Here is a 16,693-nt window from a genome sequence, read left to right as displayed (position 1 = left end):
AGGAGCCCGCCGTGCCCGAACCCGATGCCTCCGTGCTGCTGCCCGTCCCCCCCGCCCGCGCCTTCCGGGAGGTGCTGTACCGGCCGGAGGGATCGTTGGCCCGCTGGGTCGACCGCCACTTCGCGGTGGTCGGCCGGCCGGGCGAACGCGTGCCCGCTGCGGTCGGGCACGGGGACCTGCTGCTCGACGTCGCCCTGGGCCGCCGGGGTCCCGGGTCGTGCACGGTGCTCGGTGACGGGCATCCGGCGCCGACCCGGTTGGGCCCCGGGCAGCTGCTGCTGCACCCGCGCGGTGACGGCCGGTCGGACGAGCAGGTGGACGAGGAGACGCCGCCGGGGGCCGGGCTGTGGGTCCCGGGCGCCGAGCGGCTGCCCCACCCGAAGGCCGCCGGCCTGCCCTACGTGACCGGGGCCCCGTGGCGGTTCGTCTTCCACACCATCGAGGGCCGGCCGTCGGCGGCGGGCTTCCGGGCACTGGCGGGCCGGCACCGGGCACCGCCGCACCTCTGGGCGATGCCGTCGGAGGACCTGCTGCTCCAGGTGATCCCGCTGGACCGCGGCGCGTACGCCCTGGCCCACCCCTCCGGCACCCCGCACACCAACCGGATGCGGGCGGTCCAGGTGGAGTGCTGGGGCTACGCCCGCGACATGGACGGCGCCTCCGCCGACCTCCTCGAGTGGTTGGCCACCCGCGTGCTGGCCCCGGTGGCCCGCCTCGTGCCGATCGACCTGACGAACGTGCGGGCCACCGGCGGCTCCGAGTGCTACGGGCGGCGCGCGTCGTGCCGCATGTCGGACGCGGAGTGGCAGGCGTTCACCGGGGTGTGCGGTCACCAGCACGTGCCGCACAACTCGCACTGGGACCCCGGCCGGCTCGACCTGCCCGGGATCGCCGCCCGCGCGGCCGTCGCCGTCCGGGGCCCGGCTCCGGCGCCCGGCGCGGCGCCGGAGCAGGCATGGGCCGAGCCCCAGCACGACGCCGAGGTGCACGCCGGGCTCGTGGACGGGGACGACGACCTGGGGGAGTCGAGCCGGCGCAGCGGTGCGGCCCGCCTCGAGTGGGTGGACCTCACGCAGATCCGGGGTGGCGACGGCCGGGAGCACCTCTACCACCTGGTGAGCGGTCCGGCCGGCGGAGGGCCGTCGAAGTTCCGGTTGAAGGTCACCAACACCAACTCGGTCCTCAACTTCCGCAACCCCTCCCTCAAGGTGCGGCTGCGGGCGCGGACCGGGCCGGAGCAGTACACGGTCGTGCCGCTCGAGGGCCAGGGTGACCAGCCGTGGAAGACCATCGCCAGCAGCGAGCTGGCGGACGAGACGTCGCGGGTCGTGGAGCTGTACCTCGACGGAGCCACCCGGTGGCGGGCCTACGACGCCGATGACCCGCTGCGCCGTCTGGACGTCGAGTACCACTGGTACGAGGGCGGGCTGGGCAGCTACTCGGCGCACTACGCGTCCACGAGCCTGGGCTTCTACCTCGTCGGGCCGGTCGAGCTGATGCTCCGCGGCAAGCGGCTGGTCGAGGAGCGGGCGCTGGACGACGCCTCCGTCCACGCCGAGTACTGGCGGCTGCTCTGGGCGAACTCGGACCCCCGGCCGGTGCAGTACAGCCTGAGCATGCAGGCGTCGGTGTCCGACGCGCGGACCGGCCAGGTCTCGGTCACCTCCAGCACGACGTTGACCCGGGGTACCGAGCGCAGCGAGCAGGTGACGAGCACCTCGGAGCTCTCCGTCGGGTTCGGCATCGAGAAGATGTTCACGCTCGGGCAGAAGCTCGGGACGTCGGTGACCAGCGGCATCCGCTGGAACGAGTCGGTGGCCCGGAGCTTCACCACGATGGCCTCGCGCTCGCGCACCTTCACGCAGGGGCACGCCGAGACCTTCCAGGTGTCCGGCCAGATCCCGGCGGCGCCGCGCGGCCGTCGGCAGTCGCTGTACGCCTACCCGGTCGTCGGCGTCTACGAGGTCCCGGTCGTGCTCTACGGCCGCCCGAACGAACTGGGGCAGGCGACGCAGCGGCGCACGGACCGGGTGCCGGTCGCGTGGCTGCGCGGCTGGGGCACGCGTGTGGTCCTCACCTGACGCTCGGGGGACGGTGGTGCCCGACGTCGGCGGGACGGGGGTGACCGGTGCATCCGCTCGGTGCAGAATCGGGCTCCGGTCACCTCCTCCCGGCTGGACCGATGTCCGTGACACCGCCGCCGCACGAACGCGAGATCCGCTCCGCCCGCTTCCCGCACGGGCTGCCCGACCGCTGCGACGACACCGTCCTCGAGGCGTTCGACCACGCCTGGCTGCTGCTGGAGCGGACCGCCACCGGCTACCGGCTCCTCGGGGTCGCCGAGGACTACGGGTCGGCGCGGGCGTGGCTGACGGCGGAGGACGAGAGGACGCAGCCCTGACGCGACGGGCTCAGGTGATCGGCGGGACGGGCGGTGCCGGCAGCGGCTTCGGCGGCGCGGTGGTGATCGGGTCGGGGCCGGCACCCTCACCGCCCACCCAGAACTGCGTCATCATGTCGTGGTCCTCGTGCGACACGTTGTGGCAGTGGATCATGTAGCGCCCGGAGCGGCGGATCTCGCTCTGGTCCGGGTTGGTGCCCAGGACCGAACCGAACTCGGCGATCACCCGGATCTCCTCGCCCTCGGCGAGGTAGACGGTCTCCTTGGCGCCGAGCTCCTGCGGCTCGGGGTCCTTGCCGTCCCGGTCGAGGATCTTGAAGTCGGTCAGGTGCATGTGCATCGGGTGGAACCAGCCGCCGGAGGTCGTGAACTTCCAGATCTCGACGTCACCGGGGGCGGGGTCGGCGATCGCCTTCCGGTAGCCGGAGCGGACGACGTCCTCCCAGGTGTGGTCGTTGATCACCCACAGGCCGTTCTGCCGGTGGAACTCCAGGTGCCGGGTGCGCACCGCCTCCTCCTCGCGCAGTGCCATGACGGGGGAGCCGGGGTTGAGCACGGTCGGGAGCTCGTTGTTGGTCGGGTCGGTGACCACGCTGCCCACCTGGAACGCCATGACCTTGTCGGTGTCGTCGTAGTCGATGGAGTTGTCGACCCCGTCGTTGCGCATCTCGACCTGCTCGCCCGCGAACGGGGCGAAGTCGACGACGACGTCGTAGCGCTCGGCCATGCCGATCCGGAGCCGCTCCACCGGCTGGGCCTGCGGGACGAGCCCGCCCTCGGTGGCCACCACCACCATGACCGCGCCGCGGGTGAGCCGGAGGGTGAAGCCGCGGGCGATGCTCGCCGCGTGCAGCCGCAGGCGGTACTTCCGCGGCTCGACCTGCAGCACCGGCCAGGGGCGGCCGTTGACCAGGATGACGTCACCCATGACGCCGTTCTCGCCGTTGTCGTCGAACAGCAGCTCGCCGTTCGCGGCGAACGCCGCGTCGCTGATCATGACCGGCACGTCGTACCGGCCGCGGGGCAGCCCGAGGGCGTTCTCCCGGCCGTCGAGCACGTGGTACTGGCCGGCCAGGCCCATGTAGACGTTCTCCGCGGTGTGGTGGACGCCGTGGTCGTGGTACCAGAGCGTCCGCGCCGTCTCCGTGTTGTCGTAGAAGTAGTCCTTGTACTGGCCGGGCAGGCTGATGTCGCTGGCGTAACCGTCGAACTGGGGCAGCGACGCCCCGCCGTGCAGGTGGGTGGAGGTCCACGGCACGTAGCCCCGCGTCGGGTGCTTGGCGGGCAGTGCGTTGATCTGGCGGACGATGACCGGGCGGTTGCGCGGGACGCGGATCGTCGGCCCGGGGACCGTGCCGTTGTAGGCGAACACCGTGGTCGCGACGCCGGGCAGGATCTGCCGCCGCACCTGCTGCTGCGTCATCACGTAGACGTCGCGCCCCGTCCATGCGGCCCACGGGGCGCAGCACCGGCGGCCGGCGGAAGGCGAGGGTGTAGGGCCGCGGGATCCGGTCCTTGTCGAGCTCGGAGGCCTCCTTGGCCCGCAGCGGGCCGGCCAGGGGGAAGGTGAGCGCCGCGGCGCTCAGGACGCCCATCTTCAGCGCGTCGCGACGGGTGATGCCGGGTGTTTCCATGCTGATCTCCGGGGTTTCGGTACCTGTGCTCTCCCCGTGGCACCACCCTGGTCGGCGCGGCGGCAGGTCCCACAGCCGCAGACGGGAGGGGCGGCCCCCCGCAATGGGGGGGCCGCCGTCCCCGGTGCCACGTGCGCTGGCGCTCCCGGGCCGCCCGCGGCATCGTGTGGGACGCACGGGGTCCACGCCACTCCGCCTGGAGGCCGCATGCGCCCGACGCTCCGCCGCACCGCTGCGGTGGTCTTCCTCCTCCCGCCGCTCGTGCTCGCCCTCGCCGCACCCGTCGCCGCCGAGGACGGCGCACCCCGCGGCGGGCCGCCGGGCGCCTACCTGCTGTCCGGTGACCCCGGGGGCTCGCAGTTCGAGGGCATCGACGTCGTCGACAAGCGGCGCACCTTCTACGTCACGGAGACCACCGGCGGGGAGGTCCACCGCGGCCGGCTCGACCGCCCGGAGACCGAGGTGTGGCTGGACGAGGACGCCGCCCTGGCCGACGGCCGGCGCACCGCCGTGGGCATCGCCACCGACCGGCGCGAGCGGGTGTTCGTCGCCGGCGGGGACAACCGCACGCAGGAGGGCGCGCCGGCGGACGCCCCCGACCTCTGGGTCTACGACGACGACCGCCACCTGCTGGCGGCGCTGCGCATGCCCGTGGACGGCCCGCTGTTCCTCAACGACGTCGTCGTCGGCCCGGACGGCGCCGCCTACGTCACCGACTCGACGACCCCGCGCGTCTTCCGGGTCGCCCGCGAGCACGGGGGCTGGACGGCGACGCTGTGGTCGGACGCGACCGCCGCCATCCCGCAGGAGCCGGGCACGTTCGGGCTCAACGGCATCGAGGTGGCGCCCGACCGCCGGTCGCTGGTGGTGGCACACAGCGCGGCCGGCCAGTTGTGGCGCTTCGACCTGGCGACGGCGGCGCCGACCCTCGTCGACACCGCGGACGCCGACCTCGCCTCCGCCGACGGCCTCGTCGTCGAGGGGCGCACGCTCGTCGCCGTCCGCAACTTCCCGCGCCTGCTCACCTACCTGCGGCTGGACCGCCACGCCACCGCGGCGCAGGTCGTCACCGAGGTGGCCACCGACCCCGAGCGGGTGCTGACCACCGCGGACGTCGCCCGGGGGAAGCTGCTCCTGGTGGACAGCCAGTTCGACGAGGAGCCGCCGTCGCAGGACTCGGAGGTGGTGGTCCTGCCCTTCCGGCCCTGAGGTCCCGGGCGTCTCGTATGGTCCGGGACCATGCGCCCCCCGGCAGCGGTCGACTCCACCCGCGGCTGGGGCGTGGTCGCCGCGGCGTTCGCCGGGATGTTCGTCACCTTCGGCATCGCCTACTCCTTCGGCGCCTTCCTGGCGCCCATGGCGGAGGAGTTCGGCTCCGGCCGCGGGGCGACGTCGGCGTTCTTCGCCCTGACCTCGCTCACCTACTTCGGCCTGGGCGCGCTCAGCGGTGTCGCGGTGGACCGCTACGGCCCGCGCCGGGTGCTGCTCGCCGGCGCCGTCGCCCTCGGCGCCGGGCTGACCGCGACGTCGCTGGCCGGGGAGCTGTGGATCGGCCTGGTCACCTACGGCCTGGGCGTGGGCATCGGGGTCGCCTGCGCCTACGTCCCGATGGTCGCGGTTGTCAGCGGGTGGTTCGAGCGGCGGCGCACCCTGGCGGTCGGGGTGTCGGTGACCGGCATCGGCCTGGGGACGCTCGCCGTGGCACCGCTCGCGGCCGCGCTGATCGGCGAGGTGGGGTGGCGCACCACCCACCTGGTGCTGGGGCTCGGCGGCGCGGTGGTGCTCGGGCTGTGCGCGCTGGTCGTGCAGCCCGCACCGGTGGCGTCCGGCCCGGCCGCGCTGACGCTGCGCGAGGCGGTGCGGAACCCGGACTACCGGCGGCTGTACCTGGCCTCGGGGCTCATGGCCGTGGCGCTCTTCGTCCCGTTCGTGCACCTGCCCGGCTACGCGGTGCAGCAGGGCGTCGACCGGGTCGCGGCGGCCGCCCTGGTCGGGGTGATCGGGCTGGCGAGCACCGCCGGCCGCTTGCTGCTGGGCGTGGTCGCCGCGCGGGTCGGCACGCTGCGCGCCTTCCAGGGGTGCTTCCTGACGATGGGGCTGAGCTTCGCGCTGTGGTGGCTGGGGAGCGGGTACGGCGTGCTGGTCGTCTTCGCCGTGGTGCTCGGCGTCGGCTACGGCGGGTTCGTCGCCATCGGGCCCGCGGTCGTGGCCGAGCGCTTCGGCACCACCCGGCTCGGCGGGCTGCTCGGGGTGCTCTACACGAGCGCCGGCATCGGCAGCGCCGTCGGGGCCCCGGTCGCCGGCGCGGCCGTCGACGCCTCGGGCTCCTACCTCCCGGCGATCGCCGGCTGCCTGGTGCTGGGGCTGGCCGCCTACCTGGCGGTGCTCACCGTCGGTCGGGGGTCTCCGGTGCCGGCGACGGCAGCCGGGGCGGGGCCGGCGGCGCGGTGAGCTCCTGGTAGGCGCTCGTGTGCGCGCGCAGGGCGGCGACCGCATCGGTGACGCCGGTGACCGGGCGCGCGGCCGAGACCGCACGCTCCGCCTCCAGCACCGCGTCGCAGACGTCGGCGACGGTCGCGAGGTAGTCGCGCGCCTCGGGCTCGACGTCGGACCGGTCGGCCGGGTCAGCGGCCAGCGCCCGCTGGCGCAGGCGCTGCTCCAGGCGGGTGCCCTCGGCCTCGAGGGAGGGCAGCAGCTCCGGGATCTCACCCAGGTGGGCGCCGGCCGCGCGGGCGGTGACCACGTGGTGGCGCAGCCGGTCCCGGGCACGGGCGACCTCGAGCTGCAGCTCCGCCGCGGTGCGCCGGGAGCCCGGCGGGAGGCGCCGCGCCGCCACCGCGGTCGCCCCCTGCAGTCCGAGCTCCCGCCCGCGCGAGGCGAGCTCCCGGCTCCGCGCCACCAGCGGGCTGCGCCGCACGCGCCGGAGCACCAGCCACCCGGCGAGCGCCGCCACCAGGAGGAGGACCAGCAGCGTGCCGCCGAGGACGGCGAGGACCGCCGGGTCCAGCGACGTCAGCCAGGACAGCTCGCCCCCGTCACCCAGCTCCCCCAGCTCCAGGGCGAGGGCGGGATCGGTCGGCGGCAGGGTGGTCATGGTGCTCCTCGGGAAGGGCGGGGTGCCGGTTGCCTGAGCAACGCGCCCGGGCCCCGCCGCGGTTCCCGACCGGACCGGTCAGGGGTGCGCGTCACCCCCCGCCTGCGCGGCGAGGTGGGTGACCGGGATCCCGCAGGCCCTCCGGAGGCGGGCGGGCAGGTCGCGGCGGAGCCACTGGGACAGCCCGCGCGGCAGGGTCGACACGATGATCTCGTCTGCCGGGAAGTGCCCCAGCGCGGCGCGGACCGCCTGCAGCGGGTCCGGGTCGCCGACCTCGCCGTCCACCTCCGCGCCGAGCCCACGCAGCCGGTCCAGCGCCCGGTCGAGCCGCTGCCGGGCCAGCGCGAAGGCCCGGTCCTCCGCGGACGGTCCCGCGGCGGCGTAGGCGCCCGGGCCGTCGGACTCCTCGGGCACCGGGGTGGCCGGCGCGACGAGGAAGAACCGGTGCGGCCCGGCCGCGAGGCGCTCCTGCACGGTGCGGCCGAGCACCTCGGCCGAGAGGGTCTGGTTGGCGACGATCAGGCAGCGGCGCATGGTGGTGCTCCCGTCCGGTCGGTCCCGACGACGGCCAGTGTGTCCGGCACCACGTCGGAGGTCGACGCGAGGCGCTGCCCGGCGACGACCCGACTTCCCCGGTCGGTGTGCGGTACATCTTCGGTATGCCCTCCGTTCAGCCAGGAGCCGGGACCGCGTTCGAGACGGACGACGCGGAGGAGCTGCCCCCGCTGCTCGAGCTGGTGCACGCCGGCGGCGCCGCCGACCCGGCGTCGGCGGTCACCGAGGGCGGGCCCGTGCGGCAGAAGCTCGTCGCGACGTACTTCGACACCCCCGACCTGCGCCTGACGGCGGCCGGCGTGACGGTGCGCCGCCGCCGGGGCGGGGACGATGCCGGGTGGCAGCTGCTGGGTGCGGCGCGCGGCGGGGCCCGGCCGGAGGTGACCCTGCCGCCGGGGCGCGGGACGCGCACCGTCCCCGCCCGGATCCGCGCGATGGTGCGGGTGCACGGCGGCGGGGCGGCGCTCGTCCCGGTCGCGGAGGTCACCACCGAGCGGAGCCTGCGCCGCCTGGTCGACGCCACCGGTGCGGTCCTCGCGGAGGTGGCCGACGACCGCGTCGCGGCGCGGCGGCTGCCGGTGGACGGACGCGAGGCGGACGACGCCGGAACGGCGTGGCGGGAGATCCGCCTCGTCGACGGCTCGGCCGAGGTGCTCGGGGAGATCGGGGCAGGGCTGGGGGAGCGCGGGCTGACGGCGGGGCCGGCGGCGTCGGCGCTGCACCGCGTCCTGGGCGGGGACGCCCGGGGGGCCGCGGCGCGGCGCCCCGAGAAGCTGAAGGCCAGGTCGGCGGCCGGTGCCGTCGTCCTGGCCCACGTGCGCGAGCAGGTGGACCAGATCCGCGCCCAGGACCTGCCGGCCCGCCTGGACCTGCCCGACGCGGTGCACCGGATGCGGGTGGCCACCCGGCGGCTGCGCAGCGCGCTCACCACCTTCGCCCCGCTGTTCGAGGCAGCGGTGGTCCGGCCGCTGCGCGGCGAGCTGACGTGGCTCGCGGCGGAGCTCGGGGCGGCGCGGGACGCGGAGGTGCTGCGGGACCGGGTGGCCGCCGTCCTGGCTGCCGATGACGAAGCGGGGCCCGCCGCCGAGCAGGTGCTCGCCGAGCTCGGCCGGGCGCACCGCGCAGCGCACGACCGGCTGCTGGCCGACCTGGACGGCGAGCGCTACCACCGGCTGCTCGCGGCCCTGGACGAGCTGGTCGGGGCCCCACCCACCACCGACCGCGCCGCCGGCCGGGCGAAGGAGGAGCTGCCGCGCCTGGTGGGCCGCAGCTTCACCGCCGTCCGCCGGCTGGTGGAGCAGGCCGACGCGCACCCGACCGGGCCCGCGCGCGATGAGCTGCTGCACGCGGCGCGCAAGAAGGCGAAGGCGGCGCGCTACGCCGGCGAGTCGGTCGAGCGCGTCTTCGGGGACGACGCGGGCGCGTTCGCCCGGGCGATGGAGACCCTGCAGGAGGCGCTGGGGGAGCACCAGGACTCCGTCCTCACCCGGCAGCGGCTCCGCGAGCTCGCGGCCACCACCCCGTCCACGGGTGCCGCGTTCCTCTACGGCCGCCTGCACGCGCTCGAGGAGGCCCGCGGCGCGGGGCACCGGCGCCGCCTCGCCGACGCCTGGAAGGCGGCCCGGCGCACGTCGGTGCGCCGCTGGACGCGCTGACCGGCACCACGCAGCCCGGACGGGGGCCCTGCTGCGAGGGACGCAGCTCCGTTGCGGTAGCCGTCACCCCGCGGAGCGCCGCCCCCACCGGAACCAGGCCAGCGGCCCCACCCAGTTGACCGCGATGACGACCGCCCACCGGCGGCGGCTGCCGTTCACCCGGCCGGCCGGACGGGTGGCGAGATCGGTCCAGGCGGCGGCCGCCAGGGCGAGCTGCACGGCACCCAGGGCGACGAGCAGGGCGCGCCGCCGGGGGGAGAGGTCACGCCACCGGCGCGCCGCCGGGGCCGTGGGGTGCGATCGCATGGCAGCGGGGGCTCCCTCCGTGCGGGCGCCGGGGGCGGCGCAGGGGCCTGCGGTCGCCGGTCCGGTGGGCTGTCCCGAGAGTCGCCGGCGCGGCCTCCGGGCGCTGCGGCCCCAGGTCACGCCTCCGTGTGGCGCCGGGCCCGGGTGCGGGGACCGAAAGACCCGGTCCGGGCCGGGGGGCGCCGGTCGACACTGCACGCGGAGGGCCGGGAGCCTCGCCGCTCCCGCCCCCGGGGGGCGACGGCAGGGGGACGGGATGGAGTGGCTGCTCGTCATCACCGCCGGCCTGGTCGTCGAGCTGCTCGTGATCGTGGCCCTCGGCCGGCGCGCCACCGGGGCCTACGGCACCCCGGACCAGGGTGCTCCCGGGGCGACGCCCCATGACCGGGACGGCGCGCTGCTGCTGCACCTGGGCACCCACCGGCACGACGAGGGCCTGCCTCCGGAGGCGGTCGGGGCCTGAGACGCGCGCAGGTGGGGGACCCGAGGGGCGGACCGTCCCGTCGGCGTGGGTCGTCCGGCCCTGCGCCCCGGCCGGCCGGCCGGGCACGGTGGGTGCGGCCTCAGCCACCGCCACCCGAGGAGGACCCGTGCCATGACCGACACCCGCCACCGACCCGAGCCGGCCGCCGGCGTGCCGGTGCGGTCCGCCGACCGCCGCGTCGCCGGGCTGCTCCTGGTGGTCGCCGGCTCGGCCGTCGTGCTCGCCATCATGACCGCGGAGGCGCTCTACCCGGCGGTCTACGACCTGCACCGGAACACGGTGAGCGACCTGGCGGCGATGCGGCCCGACGACGTCGTGCGGCAGCCCTCGGCCGCCATCTTCAACACCACGATGGTCGTCGCGGGCGCCCTCATCGCCGTCGCCGCGGTGCTCCTGCACCGTTCCCGTGCAGGCCTCGTGGCGACCGTCCCGGTGCTGGGGCTGGGCATCGGGATGATCGGTGTCGGCGTCTTCCCGGGGAACACGGTGATGGCGGTGCACCAGCTGGTCTCGCTCGCCACCTTCCTGTGCGGCGGCGTCGCGGCGATCGCCACCGCCCGGCTGTCGGCCCGGGTCCTGCGCCCGCTGCACGTGGTGTTCGGCGGCGTCGCCCTGACCTTCCTGCTCGGTTACACGTTCCTGGGCGACCTGGCCGTCTTCGACCGGCTCGGCGAGGGCGGGGTGGAGCGCTGGATCGTCTACCCCGTCGTCCTCTGGATCGTCGTGCTCGGCGCCGGGCTGGCCACGGCACGCGCCGGGGGGCCCCGGACGACGTGAGCAGGCCCCTGGTCCGGGAACGAGGAGGACCATGACCTCGCCGCAGTCGACGCCCCCTCCGCCGCCGCGCGGGCCGGTGGCCCCCGGTGCCGCGTCCGGGCAGCAGCCCAGGATCCCGCAGCAGCCGGGTCCCGGGGCGGTGCCGGGCGTTCCGGACGACGCCCTGTTCCCGCGGCCGACCGGTGAGCCCGGGCGCATGCGGCCGACGGGCACGACGATCCTGCTGGTGGTCGTCACGCTGGGCATCTGGGCCTTCGTCTGCTACCACCAGGTGCACGACGAGATGCGCCGGCACAGCGGGCAGGGGCTCGGCGGGGTGCTGGCCCTCCTGATCAGCATCGTCTTCGGCATCGTCTCCCCGTTCCTGCTCAGCAACGAGGTCGGCCAGCTCTACGAGCGGCGGGGTCATCAGCAGCCGGTGAGCGCGCTGACCGGGGTGTGGTCCTTCCCCGGGCTCTTCCTCCTGGTCGGCCCGTTCATCTGGTTCGCCAGGACCGACGACGCGCCCAACGAGTACTGGCGGGGTCTGGGTGTCACCGGATCGACCCTCGCGTGGGACGGACCGCCCCGGCCCGAACCGTGCGCCGCTGGTCCCGGGGGTGCCGCTGCCCGCTGACCTCGCCACCGTCGGGACGGTCGCCTGGCTCGATCTGACGACCCCCGACGTCGACGTCGCGGCCTCCTTCTACGCCCACCTGCTCGGCTGGCGACTGGAGTCCGCCGACACCCCGGTGGGCCGGTACGTGGTCGGCTCGGTCGGCGCCGGCCCGGTCGCGGGCATGATGGCGCCGGAGGCGGCGGGCGGCCCGGCCCCGGCCTGGGTGCCGTTCTTCGGCGTCGCGGACGCGGCCGATGCGCTCGAGCGGGCCGGCGACCTGGGTGCGACGGCACTGCAGCCCCCGACGCAGGTGCCCAGCGGTGCCCGGATCGCGGTGGTGGCCGACCCCGCCGGTGCGGTGGTCGGCCTGATCGAGCCCTCCGGCGGCCCCGCACCGGCCCGAGGGGTGACGGGCGCGGTGGCCTGGGTGGAGATCCAGACCCGCGATCCCGCGGCCAGCGAGGCGTTCTACACGGTGCTCATGGGCTGGACGGCGGGACCGCCCGCCGACGGGTACCGGGTGTTCGAACGGGCCGGCGAACCGGTCGCCGGGCTGCTGGCGATGCCCGCCGCGGTCCCGGCCGAGGTGCCCAGCTACTGGCTCGCCTACTTCGGGGTGGCCGACCTCGACCGGGCGTGCGCGCGCGTCGGCGAACTCGGTGGCACGGTGCTGGTACCGGTGACCACGGTGTCGGGCATGCCCTTCGCCGTGGCCGAGGACCCCGCCGGTGCGACGTTCGGCCTGCTGCACGCCTCTCCCTGAGAGGCCGACCGGCCCGGCCGGCCCGGGACCCCCGGCGCGCGACGGCAGCCGTTGTCCTCCGGCCGGTCCGCCCGCCCGGCGGGACGCTGGTGGCACGGCAGCCGACCGGAGGAGGTGCCCTCGTGCTGAGAGCGACCGGCGAGCCGCGCGGCCCGGCCACCGAGCGGTTGCCGGCGGACCCGGCGGCGCGCCGGGGTCTGGTGATCGGGGCCGGCGCCGCCCTGGGAGGCGCGTGGGCGCTCGGCGCCCTCGTGGCCCTCCAGGAGGTGGAGGGATACGACCCCGCGGGGGTCGAGGTCGTCGTCGGCACCTCCGCAGGATCGGTGCTCGCCGCGCTGATCGGCTGCGGGGTGCCGTCGCAGCGGATGGTGCGGCGGCTCTCCGGCGGCAGCGTGGAGGTGGAGGGCACGGAGCCGGTGAACGCCCTGGACGTCGACGACCACGTGCACCGCGCCGTCGGGGACGTCCCGTTCCCGGTCCTGCTGCCCGGCAACCTGGCCCTGGCCGCCCGGGCCCTGGGCAGCCCCGGCCGGCACACGCTCATGACGACCGCGGCCGCTCTCGCGCCGCGCGGGCGGGGCTCGGTGCGGCCGGTCGGTGAGCTCGTGGCCGAGCACCAGGGCGGCGCGGGGTGGCCCGATCGGCCCCGGACCTGGGTGGTGACCATGGACTTCGACTCGGGGCGCCGCGTCGTCTTCGGCCGGCCGGGCTCGCCCGCGGCAGCCCTCCCGGAGGCGGTCATGGCCTCGTGCGCGGCACCCGGGTACTACCCGCCGGTGGCCATCGCGGGGCGGCGCTACGTCGACGGAGGTGGGGTGTCGGTCACCAACGCCGACGTGCTCGTCCGCGACCGCCTCGACGAGGTGGTGGTGCTGGCGCCCATGGCGTTCGCCGGCCGGGACCCCCGCCGGGGGGCGAGGGCACGGCTCGAGGGCACGCTCCGGGCCTACGCAACCCGGCGCCTCGAGAAGGAGGTCGACCGGCTGACCGCCGCCGGGAGCCGGGTCCGGGTGCTCGCACCGACCCCGGAGGACCTGGCCGTCATCGGGCCGGACGTCATGGACGCCGGGCGCCGGTCAGCGGTCTTCGAGACGGCCCGGCGCACCACCGCTACGGTGCTGTCCACCGGCGGGGCCGACCGGGCGGAGATCCGCCCCGTGGCCTCGTGACCCGGCCCCGGGGCGGCTGCACCGGGGCCGGCGCCGCTCAGCCGCCCGACGGCGGGGCGTCCTCCGTGCCGGACCCGACCGGTCCCAGCGGCGCGAAGCTCGTCGTCGGCCGTGGGGACCGGCCGTGCTCGGCGTGGCGCTTCATCGACACCAGGGCGCCGCGCAGCATCAGGCGGACGAAGGGCCGCAGGACGAGCCAGTAGGCGGCGAAGCGCCGCCGGGCCGCGTCGTCGGTGCAGCGGGTGCGGCTCTCGTAGGTCAGCAGCGTGCGGCCCTCGCCGTACGGGTGCAGCACCAGGCCGGCGAGCGTCCTGGCGTAGCCGGGGCGGTCGAACGCCAGGAACTCCTCGGCGGTGACCGGCACGATGCCGTAGTCCCGCTGCCAGAACCGGCCGACCAGACCGGCGAGCAGTTCGACCCCGGGTTCGTCCCGGAGCACCACCCAGCCAGACCCGGCGCCGGCGAGGTCGCCCATGCGGAAGCTGGGGCGGGCGCCGGGTTCGGCCCCGTCCGCCGGCCCCTCCCCGGAACGCGTCCCGGCGCGCAGCCGGTTCGGCAGGTCCCGGGCGGAGACCATCAGCCCGGTCAGCCGGTCGTCCATCAGGTCGGCGTCCAGCACGGCCCGGTAGGTATGGCGCGGATCTGCGTTCACGACGACGTGCTGGACGACGTTCGCGTCGAACCGGGGCATCACCTCGTCGATCAGCAGGGCACCCGGACGCGGGGGCGAAGGGCTGGAGGAGGGCTGGGCCTGGATCGTGGTCATGGCTGCCAGGAGAGCGGCGCGACCGCCGGCCGGCCAGGGCCGACCGGACCGGTGTCGCGGCCCGCAGGTCCCTGCGGCGGGTCTCCGGGCGCTGACCCGACGGCGGGACCCGACCGGCGCGGAGCCGGGCCCGGGGGGAGCATCCCTGCATGGCAGGTGCGCAGGCCTCGGGCGCCGTTCCTGCCGACGACGCGTCGGACGCCGAGCGCCGGCGCTGGTTCTACACGCCCACCGACCACGGCGGGCTGACCTTCCACGCCCAGCGGCCGGCGCAGCAGCGGGCCGCAATGCGCCTGGTGGCTTCCGGGCTGTCCACGCCCGCGTACGTCACCGTCGCGACGGTCATCGGCCTGGAGAACGTGCTCGACCAGGCCGAGGGTTTCGTCGCCCGTTTCGATCGCGACCGCGGCCGTGACCCGGGGCTCTACCACTTTCGGGTGTTCGGCGAGCCCGGCGGGCGGGGGACGTGGGGGTGGCGGTTCGGCGGGCACCACGTGTCGCTGAACAACCTCGTCGTCGACGGCGCCGTCGTCGCCACCACGCCGTGCTTCCTGGGCGCCGACCCGGCGGCGTCCCCGCTGCTCGGTGGCGCGGTGAACCGACCGCTCGGCCGGGTGGAGGACCTCGCCCGCGACCTGGTCCGCTCGCTGCCGCCGGACCTGGCCGGCCGCGCCGTGCTGCTGGACCGGGCACCGTCGGACCTGGTCACCGCCAACCGCACCAGCGTCGCCCCGGGCGACCGGATCGTCCCGCTGGCCGGCATCTGGCGCGACGCGCGGTTCCCCGACGACGACGAGCAGGCGAGGCTGCAGGCGGTGAGCGACGCGATCGACGAGGCCTCCGGGTACGGGGAGACCGAGCACTCGGCCGTCGCCTACAGCGCCGAGCCGAAGGGCGTCGCGGCCGCGGAGCTCGACACCGAGCAGCGCGGGCTGCTGCGGGCGCTGCTGGGCACCTACCTCGACCGCGTGCCCGAAGGGGTGTCGCCGTCCCGGAGGTACGACGACGACACCGTCCTCGACGCGGTGCACGTCGCCTGGGCCGGGCCCACGGAGCCTGGGGCGCCGCACTACTACCGGGTGCAGGGACCACGGCTGCTCGTCGAGTGGGACAACACCCAGCGCGGGGCCAACCACGCGCACTCGGTCTGGCGCGACCCCGCGGCCGACTTCGGGATGGACGTGCTGGCCCGCCACCGCGCGGCCGCCCACCGCTGAGCCGGCCCGCGGTCAGCCCGGTGCGTCAGGCAGCGCCAGGCCGTAGTGCGCGATCTTGCGGTACAGGGTCGCGCGGCCGATGCCGAGCACCTGCGCGGCGCGGGTGACCGTGGTGCCCGGCTCGGTGAGGCACCGGACGATCTCGTCGCGCTCCAGCCGCTCCAGGCGGCTCAGCGGCCGGGAGCCGCCGTCGAGGACCTCCGCGGCGAGGTGGTGGACGTCGACGACGTCGGCGCGGGCGACGGCCTCCCGCACCACCCGGCGCAGCTGGCGGGTGTTCCCCGGCCACGGGCAGCCGGTCAGCGCACGCACCGCCCGGGCGGTGAAGCCGACCGGGCGGTGCCGTTCGGCCCGGGCGACGGCGTGCGCCACCGCCATCACGTCCTCGGTGCGCAGGCGCAGCGGCGGCACCTCGACGACCGCGTCGACGAGCAGCGCCAGCGGCGCGGGGAGCGCGGCGTACTCCCGGCTGGTCAGGACGAACGGCTGCGGGTGGCCGTCGGTCCGCCGCGCCGCGGTCAGGGCGGCGGCGAGCTCCTCGGCCGCCCACGCCGGCAGCCGCTCGGTGCCCGACACGACGACGTGCACCCGGGGGTCGCGCAGCTCCGGGGTCCACAGCTCCAGCCAGGCCGCGGCGCCGTCGTCGGCGGGGGCGCGGGCGTGCAGGACCCGACGGCCCGGCCCCGGGCGCCGCCGCCGCGCCAGGACGGCGAGCGTCGACTTGCCGACCCCGGGCTCACCGACGACGGCGACCACCCGGCCCGCGGCGTCGGCCGCCCGCGCCGCCGCGAGGGCCGACCGCCACCCGGGGGAGACGCACGGATCCTCCTCGTCGGCGGCCCCGGGGACCACCCGGAAGACCTCGCCACGGGGCGCCGATCCGGCCCGCCGCCCGGTGGAGCGCGCCAGCATCAGCCCGCTCGTCGCGCCGGCCGCGGCCTGGGCCAGGGCCAGCAGCAGCTCGGAGGAGCTCTCCGACCAGGTGGTGAGGTTGATCGACCCCGCCAGCTCGCCGCTGACCGGGTCCAGCACGGGGACGGCCGCGCAGGTGTAGCCGCGCAGCTCGGCGCAGTAGTGGTCCGCCGCCCGGACCAGCGAGGGGGCGCGGTCGGCCAGGGAGAGGCCCAGGCCGTTGGTGCCGGCCTGCCGCTCGGAGTAGTAGAAGCCCGGCGCGAGGTGCACCGCGTCCAGCGAGCGCCGCATCCCCGCGTCGTCGCAGAGCCGCAGCAGGACCAGACCCTCGCGGTCGGCGACCATCAGGCTGACCGGCTCGC

Annotated in this window: 17 protein-coding genes; 11 read left to right on the top strand and 6 right to left on the bottom strand. The window is 76.3% G+C overall.

Annotated features, from left to right (window positions below):
* Together E9565_RS18850 and E9565_RS18845 are read left to right on the top strand one after the other, a co-directional pair.
* The coding region (locus E9565_RS18850; RefSeq protein ID WP_236836427.1) for a hypothetical protein at window positions 1-2,081 on the top strand (2,081 nt) is incomplete at its 5' end.
* A 101-nt stretch (window positions 2,082-2,182) separates the two neighbouring features.
* A complete protein-coding gene (locus tag E9565_RS18845) occupies window positions 2,183-2,401 on the top strand; it encodes a hypothetical protein (RefSeq protein ID WP_236828692.1) in 219 nt (72 codons plus the stop codon).
* A 10-nt stretch (window positions 2,402-2,411) separates the two neighbouring features.
* Here E9565_RS18845 and E9565_RS18840 read toward each other — a convergent pair whose 3' ends face one another.
* Window positions 2,412-3,824, bottom strand: a complete 1,413-nt coding sequence (locus E9565_RS18840; RefSeq protein WP_236836425.1) for a multicopper oxidase family protein — start codon at window positions 3,822-3,824, stop codon at window positions 2,412-2,414.
* Between the two features lie 418 nt (window positions 3,825-4,242).
* Between E9565_RS18840 and E9565_RS18835 the strand changes: the two genes are divergently transcribed.
* Together E9565_RS18835 and E9565_RS18830 are read left to right on the top strand one after the other, a co-directional pair.
* Window positions 4,243-5,244 (top strand): SMP-30/gluconolactonase/LRE family protein, encoded by a 1,002-nt coding sequence (locus tag E9565_RS18835; protein ID WP_236828694.1) that lies wholly within the window; start codon window positions 4,243-4,245, stop codon window positions 5,242-5,244.
* A gap of 30 nt (window positions 5,245-5,274) precedes the next feature.
* Window positions 5,275-6,486, top strand: a complete 1,212-nt coding sequence (locus tag E9565_RS18830; protein ID WP_236836424.1) for an MFS transporter — start codon at window positions 5,275-5,277, stop codon at window positions 6,484-6,486.
* On the opposite strand, the gene E9565_RS18825 is transcribed toward E9565_RS18830, so the two are convergent.
* Complete coding sequence (locus E9565_RS18825; protein WP_236836421.1) at window positions 6,422-7,129, bottom strand: hypothetical protein; 708 nt, start codon at window positions 7,127-7,129, stop codon at window positions 6,422-6,424. The genes E9565_RS18830 and E9565_RS18825 overlap by 65 nt on opposite strands.
* Window positions 7,130-7,207: 78 nt before the next feature.
* On the bottom strand, window positions 7,208-7,663 hold the full coding sequence (locus E9565_RS18820) for a hypothetical protein (RefSeq protein ID WP_236828697.1): 456 nt from the start codon (window positions 7,661-7,663) through the stop codon (window positions 7,208-7,210).
* Between the two features lie 125 nt (window positions 7,664-7,788).
* On the opposite strand from E9565_RS18820, the gene E9565_RS18815 reads away from it, so the two are divergent.
* Window positions 7,789-9,339, top strand: coding sequence for a CYTH and CHAD domain-containing protein (locus E9565_RS18815; RefSeq protein ID WP_236836419.1), 1,551 nt, complete (start codon window positions 7,789-7,791; stop codon window positions 9,337-9,339).
* A gap of 63 nt (window positions 9,340-9,402) precedes the next feature.
* Here the strand turns inward: E9565_RS18815 and E9565_RS18810 are convergent, their stop codons facing one another.
* Window positions 9,403-9,645: a PLDc N-terminal domain-containing protein gene (locus E9565_RS18810; RefSeq protein WP_236828680.1), complete on the bottom strand. Its 243-nt coding sequence runs from the start codon at window positions 9,643-9,645 to the stop codon at window positions 9,403-9,405.
* Window positions 9,646-9,901: 256 nt separating this feature from the next.
* Between E9565_RS18810 and E9565_RS18805 the strand changes: the two genes are divergently transcribed.
* From E9565_RS18805 to E9565_RS18785, 5 genes are all read left to right on the top strand, one after another.
* Window positions 9,902-10,108, top strand: a complete 207-nt coding sequence (locus E9565_RS18805; RefSeq protein WP_236828679.1) for a hypothetical protein — start codon at window positions 9,902-9,904, stop codon at window positions 10,106-10,108.
* Between the two features lie 132 nt (window positions 10,109-10,240).
* Entirely contained in the window at window positions 10,241-10,906 is a 666-nt protein-coding gene (locus E9565_RS18800; RefSeq protein ID WP_236836417.1) for a DUF998 domain-containing protein, read from the top strand.
* Between the two features lie 31 nt (window positions 10,907-10,937).
* Window positions 10,938-11,522, top strand: coding sequence for a DUF4234 domain-containing protein (locus E9565_RS18795; protein ID WP_236828677.1), 585 nt, complete (start codon window positions 10,938-10,940; stop codon window positions 11,520-11,522).
* On the top strand, window positions 11,506-12,267 hold the full coding sequence (locus E9565_RS18790; RefSeq protein ID WP_236828676.1) for a VOC family protein: 762 nt from the start codon (window positions 11,506-11,508) through the stop codon (window positions 12,265-12,267). The genes E9565_RS18795 and E9565_RS18790 overlap by 17 nt, the downstream gene beginning before the upstream one ends.
* A 122-nt stretch (window positions 12,268-12,389) precedes the next feature.
* Window positions 12,390-13,436: a patatin-like phospholipase family protein gene (locus E9565_RS18785; protein WP_236836415.1), complete on the top strand. Its 1,047-nt coding sequence runs from the start codon at window positions 12,390-12,392 to the stop codon at window positions 13,434-13,436.
* A gap of 37 nt (window positions 13,437-13,473) precedes the next feature.
* On the opposite strand, the gene E9565_RS18780 is transcribed toward E9565_RS18785, so the two are convergent.
* The gene (locus E9565_RS18780; RefSeq protein WP_236828674.1) at window positions 13,474-14,202 is read right to left on the bottom strand and encodes a hypothetical protein; all 729 of its coding nucleotides are present in this window, start codon (window positions 14,200-14,202) and stop codon (window positions 13,474-13,476) included.
* Between the two features lie 149 nt (window positions 14,203-14,351).
* Between E9565_RS18780 and E9565_RS18775 the strand changes: the two genes are divergently transcribed.
* Window positions 14,352-15,419 (top strand): DUF3500 domain-containing protein, encoded by a 1,068-nt coding sequence (locus E9565_RS18775; RefSeq protein WP_236836413.1) that lies wholly within the window; start codon window positions 14,352-14,354, stop codon window positions 15,417-15,419.
* 12 nt (window positions 15,420-15,431) lie between these two features.
* Here E9565_RS18775 and E9565_RS18770 read toward each other — a convergent pair.
* The coding region (locus E9565_RS18770; protein ID WP_236833571.1) for a helix-turn-helix domain-containing protein at window positions 15,432-16,693 on the bottom strand (1,262 nt) is incomplete at its 5' end.

Origin of the sequence: Blastococcus sp. KM273129, assembly GCF_021698995.1 — a bacterium.
GTDB lineage: Bacteria > Actinomycetota > Actinomycetes > Mycobacteriales > Geodermatophilaceae > Blastococcus.
The sequence above is the reverse complement of the archived record's forward strand: the minus strand, read 5'-3'. Positions and strand labels throughout refer to the sequence as shown.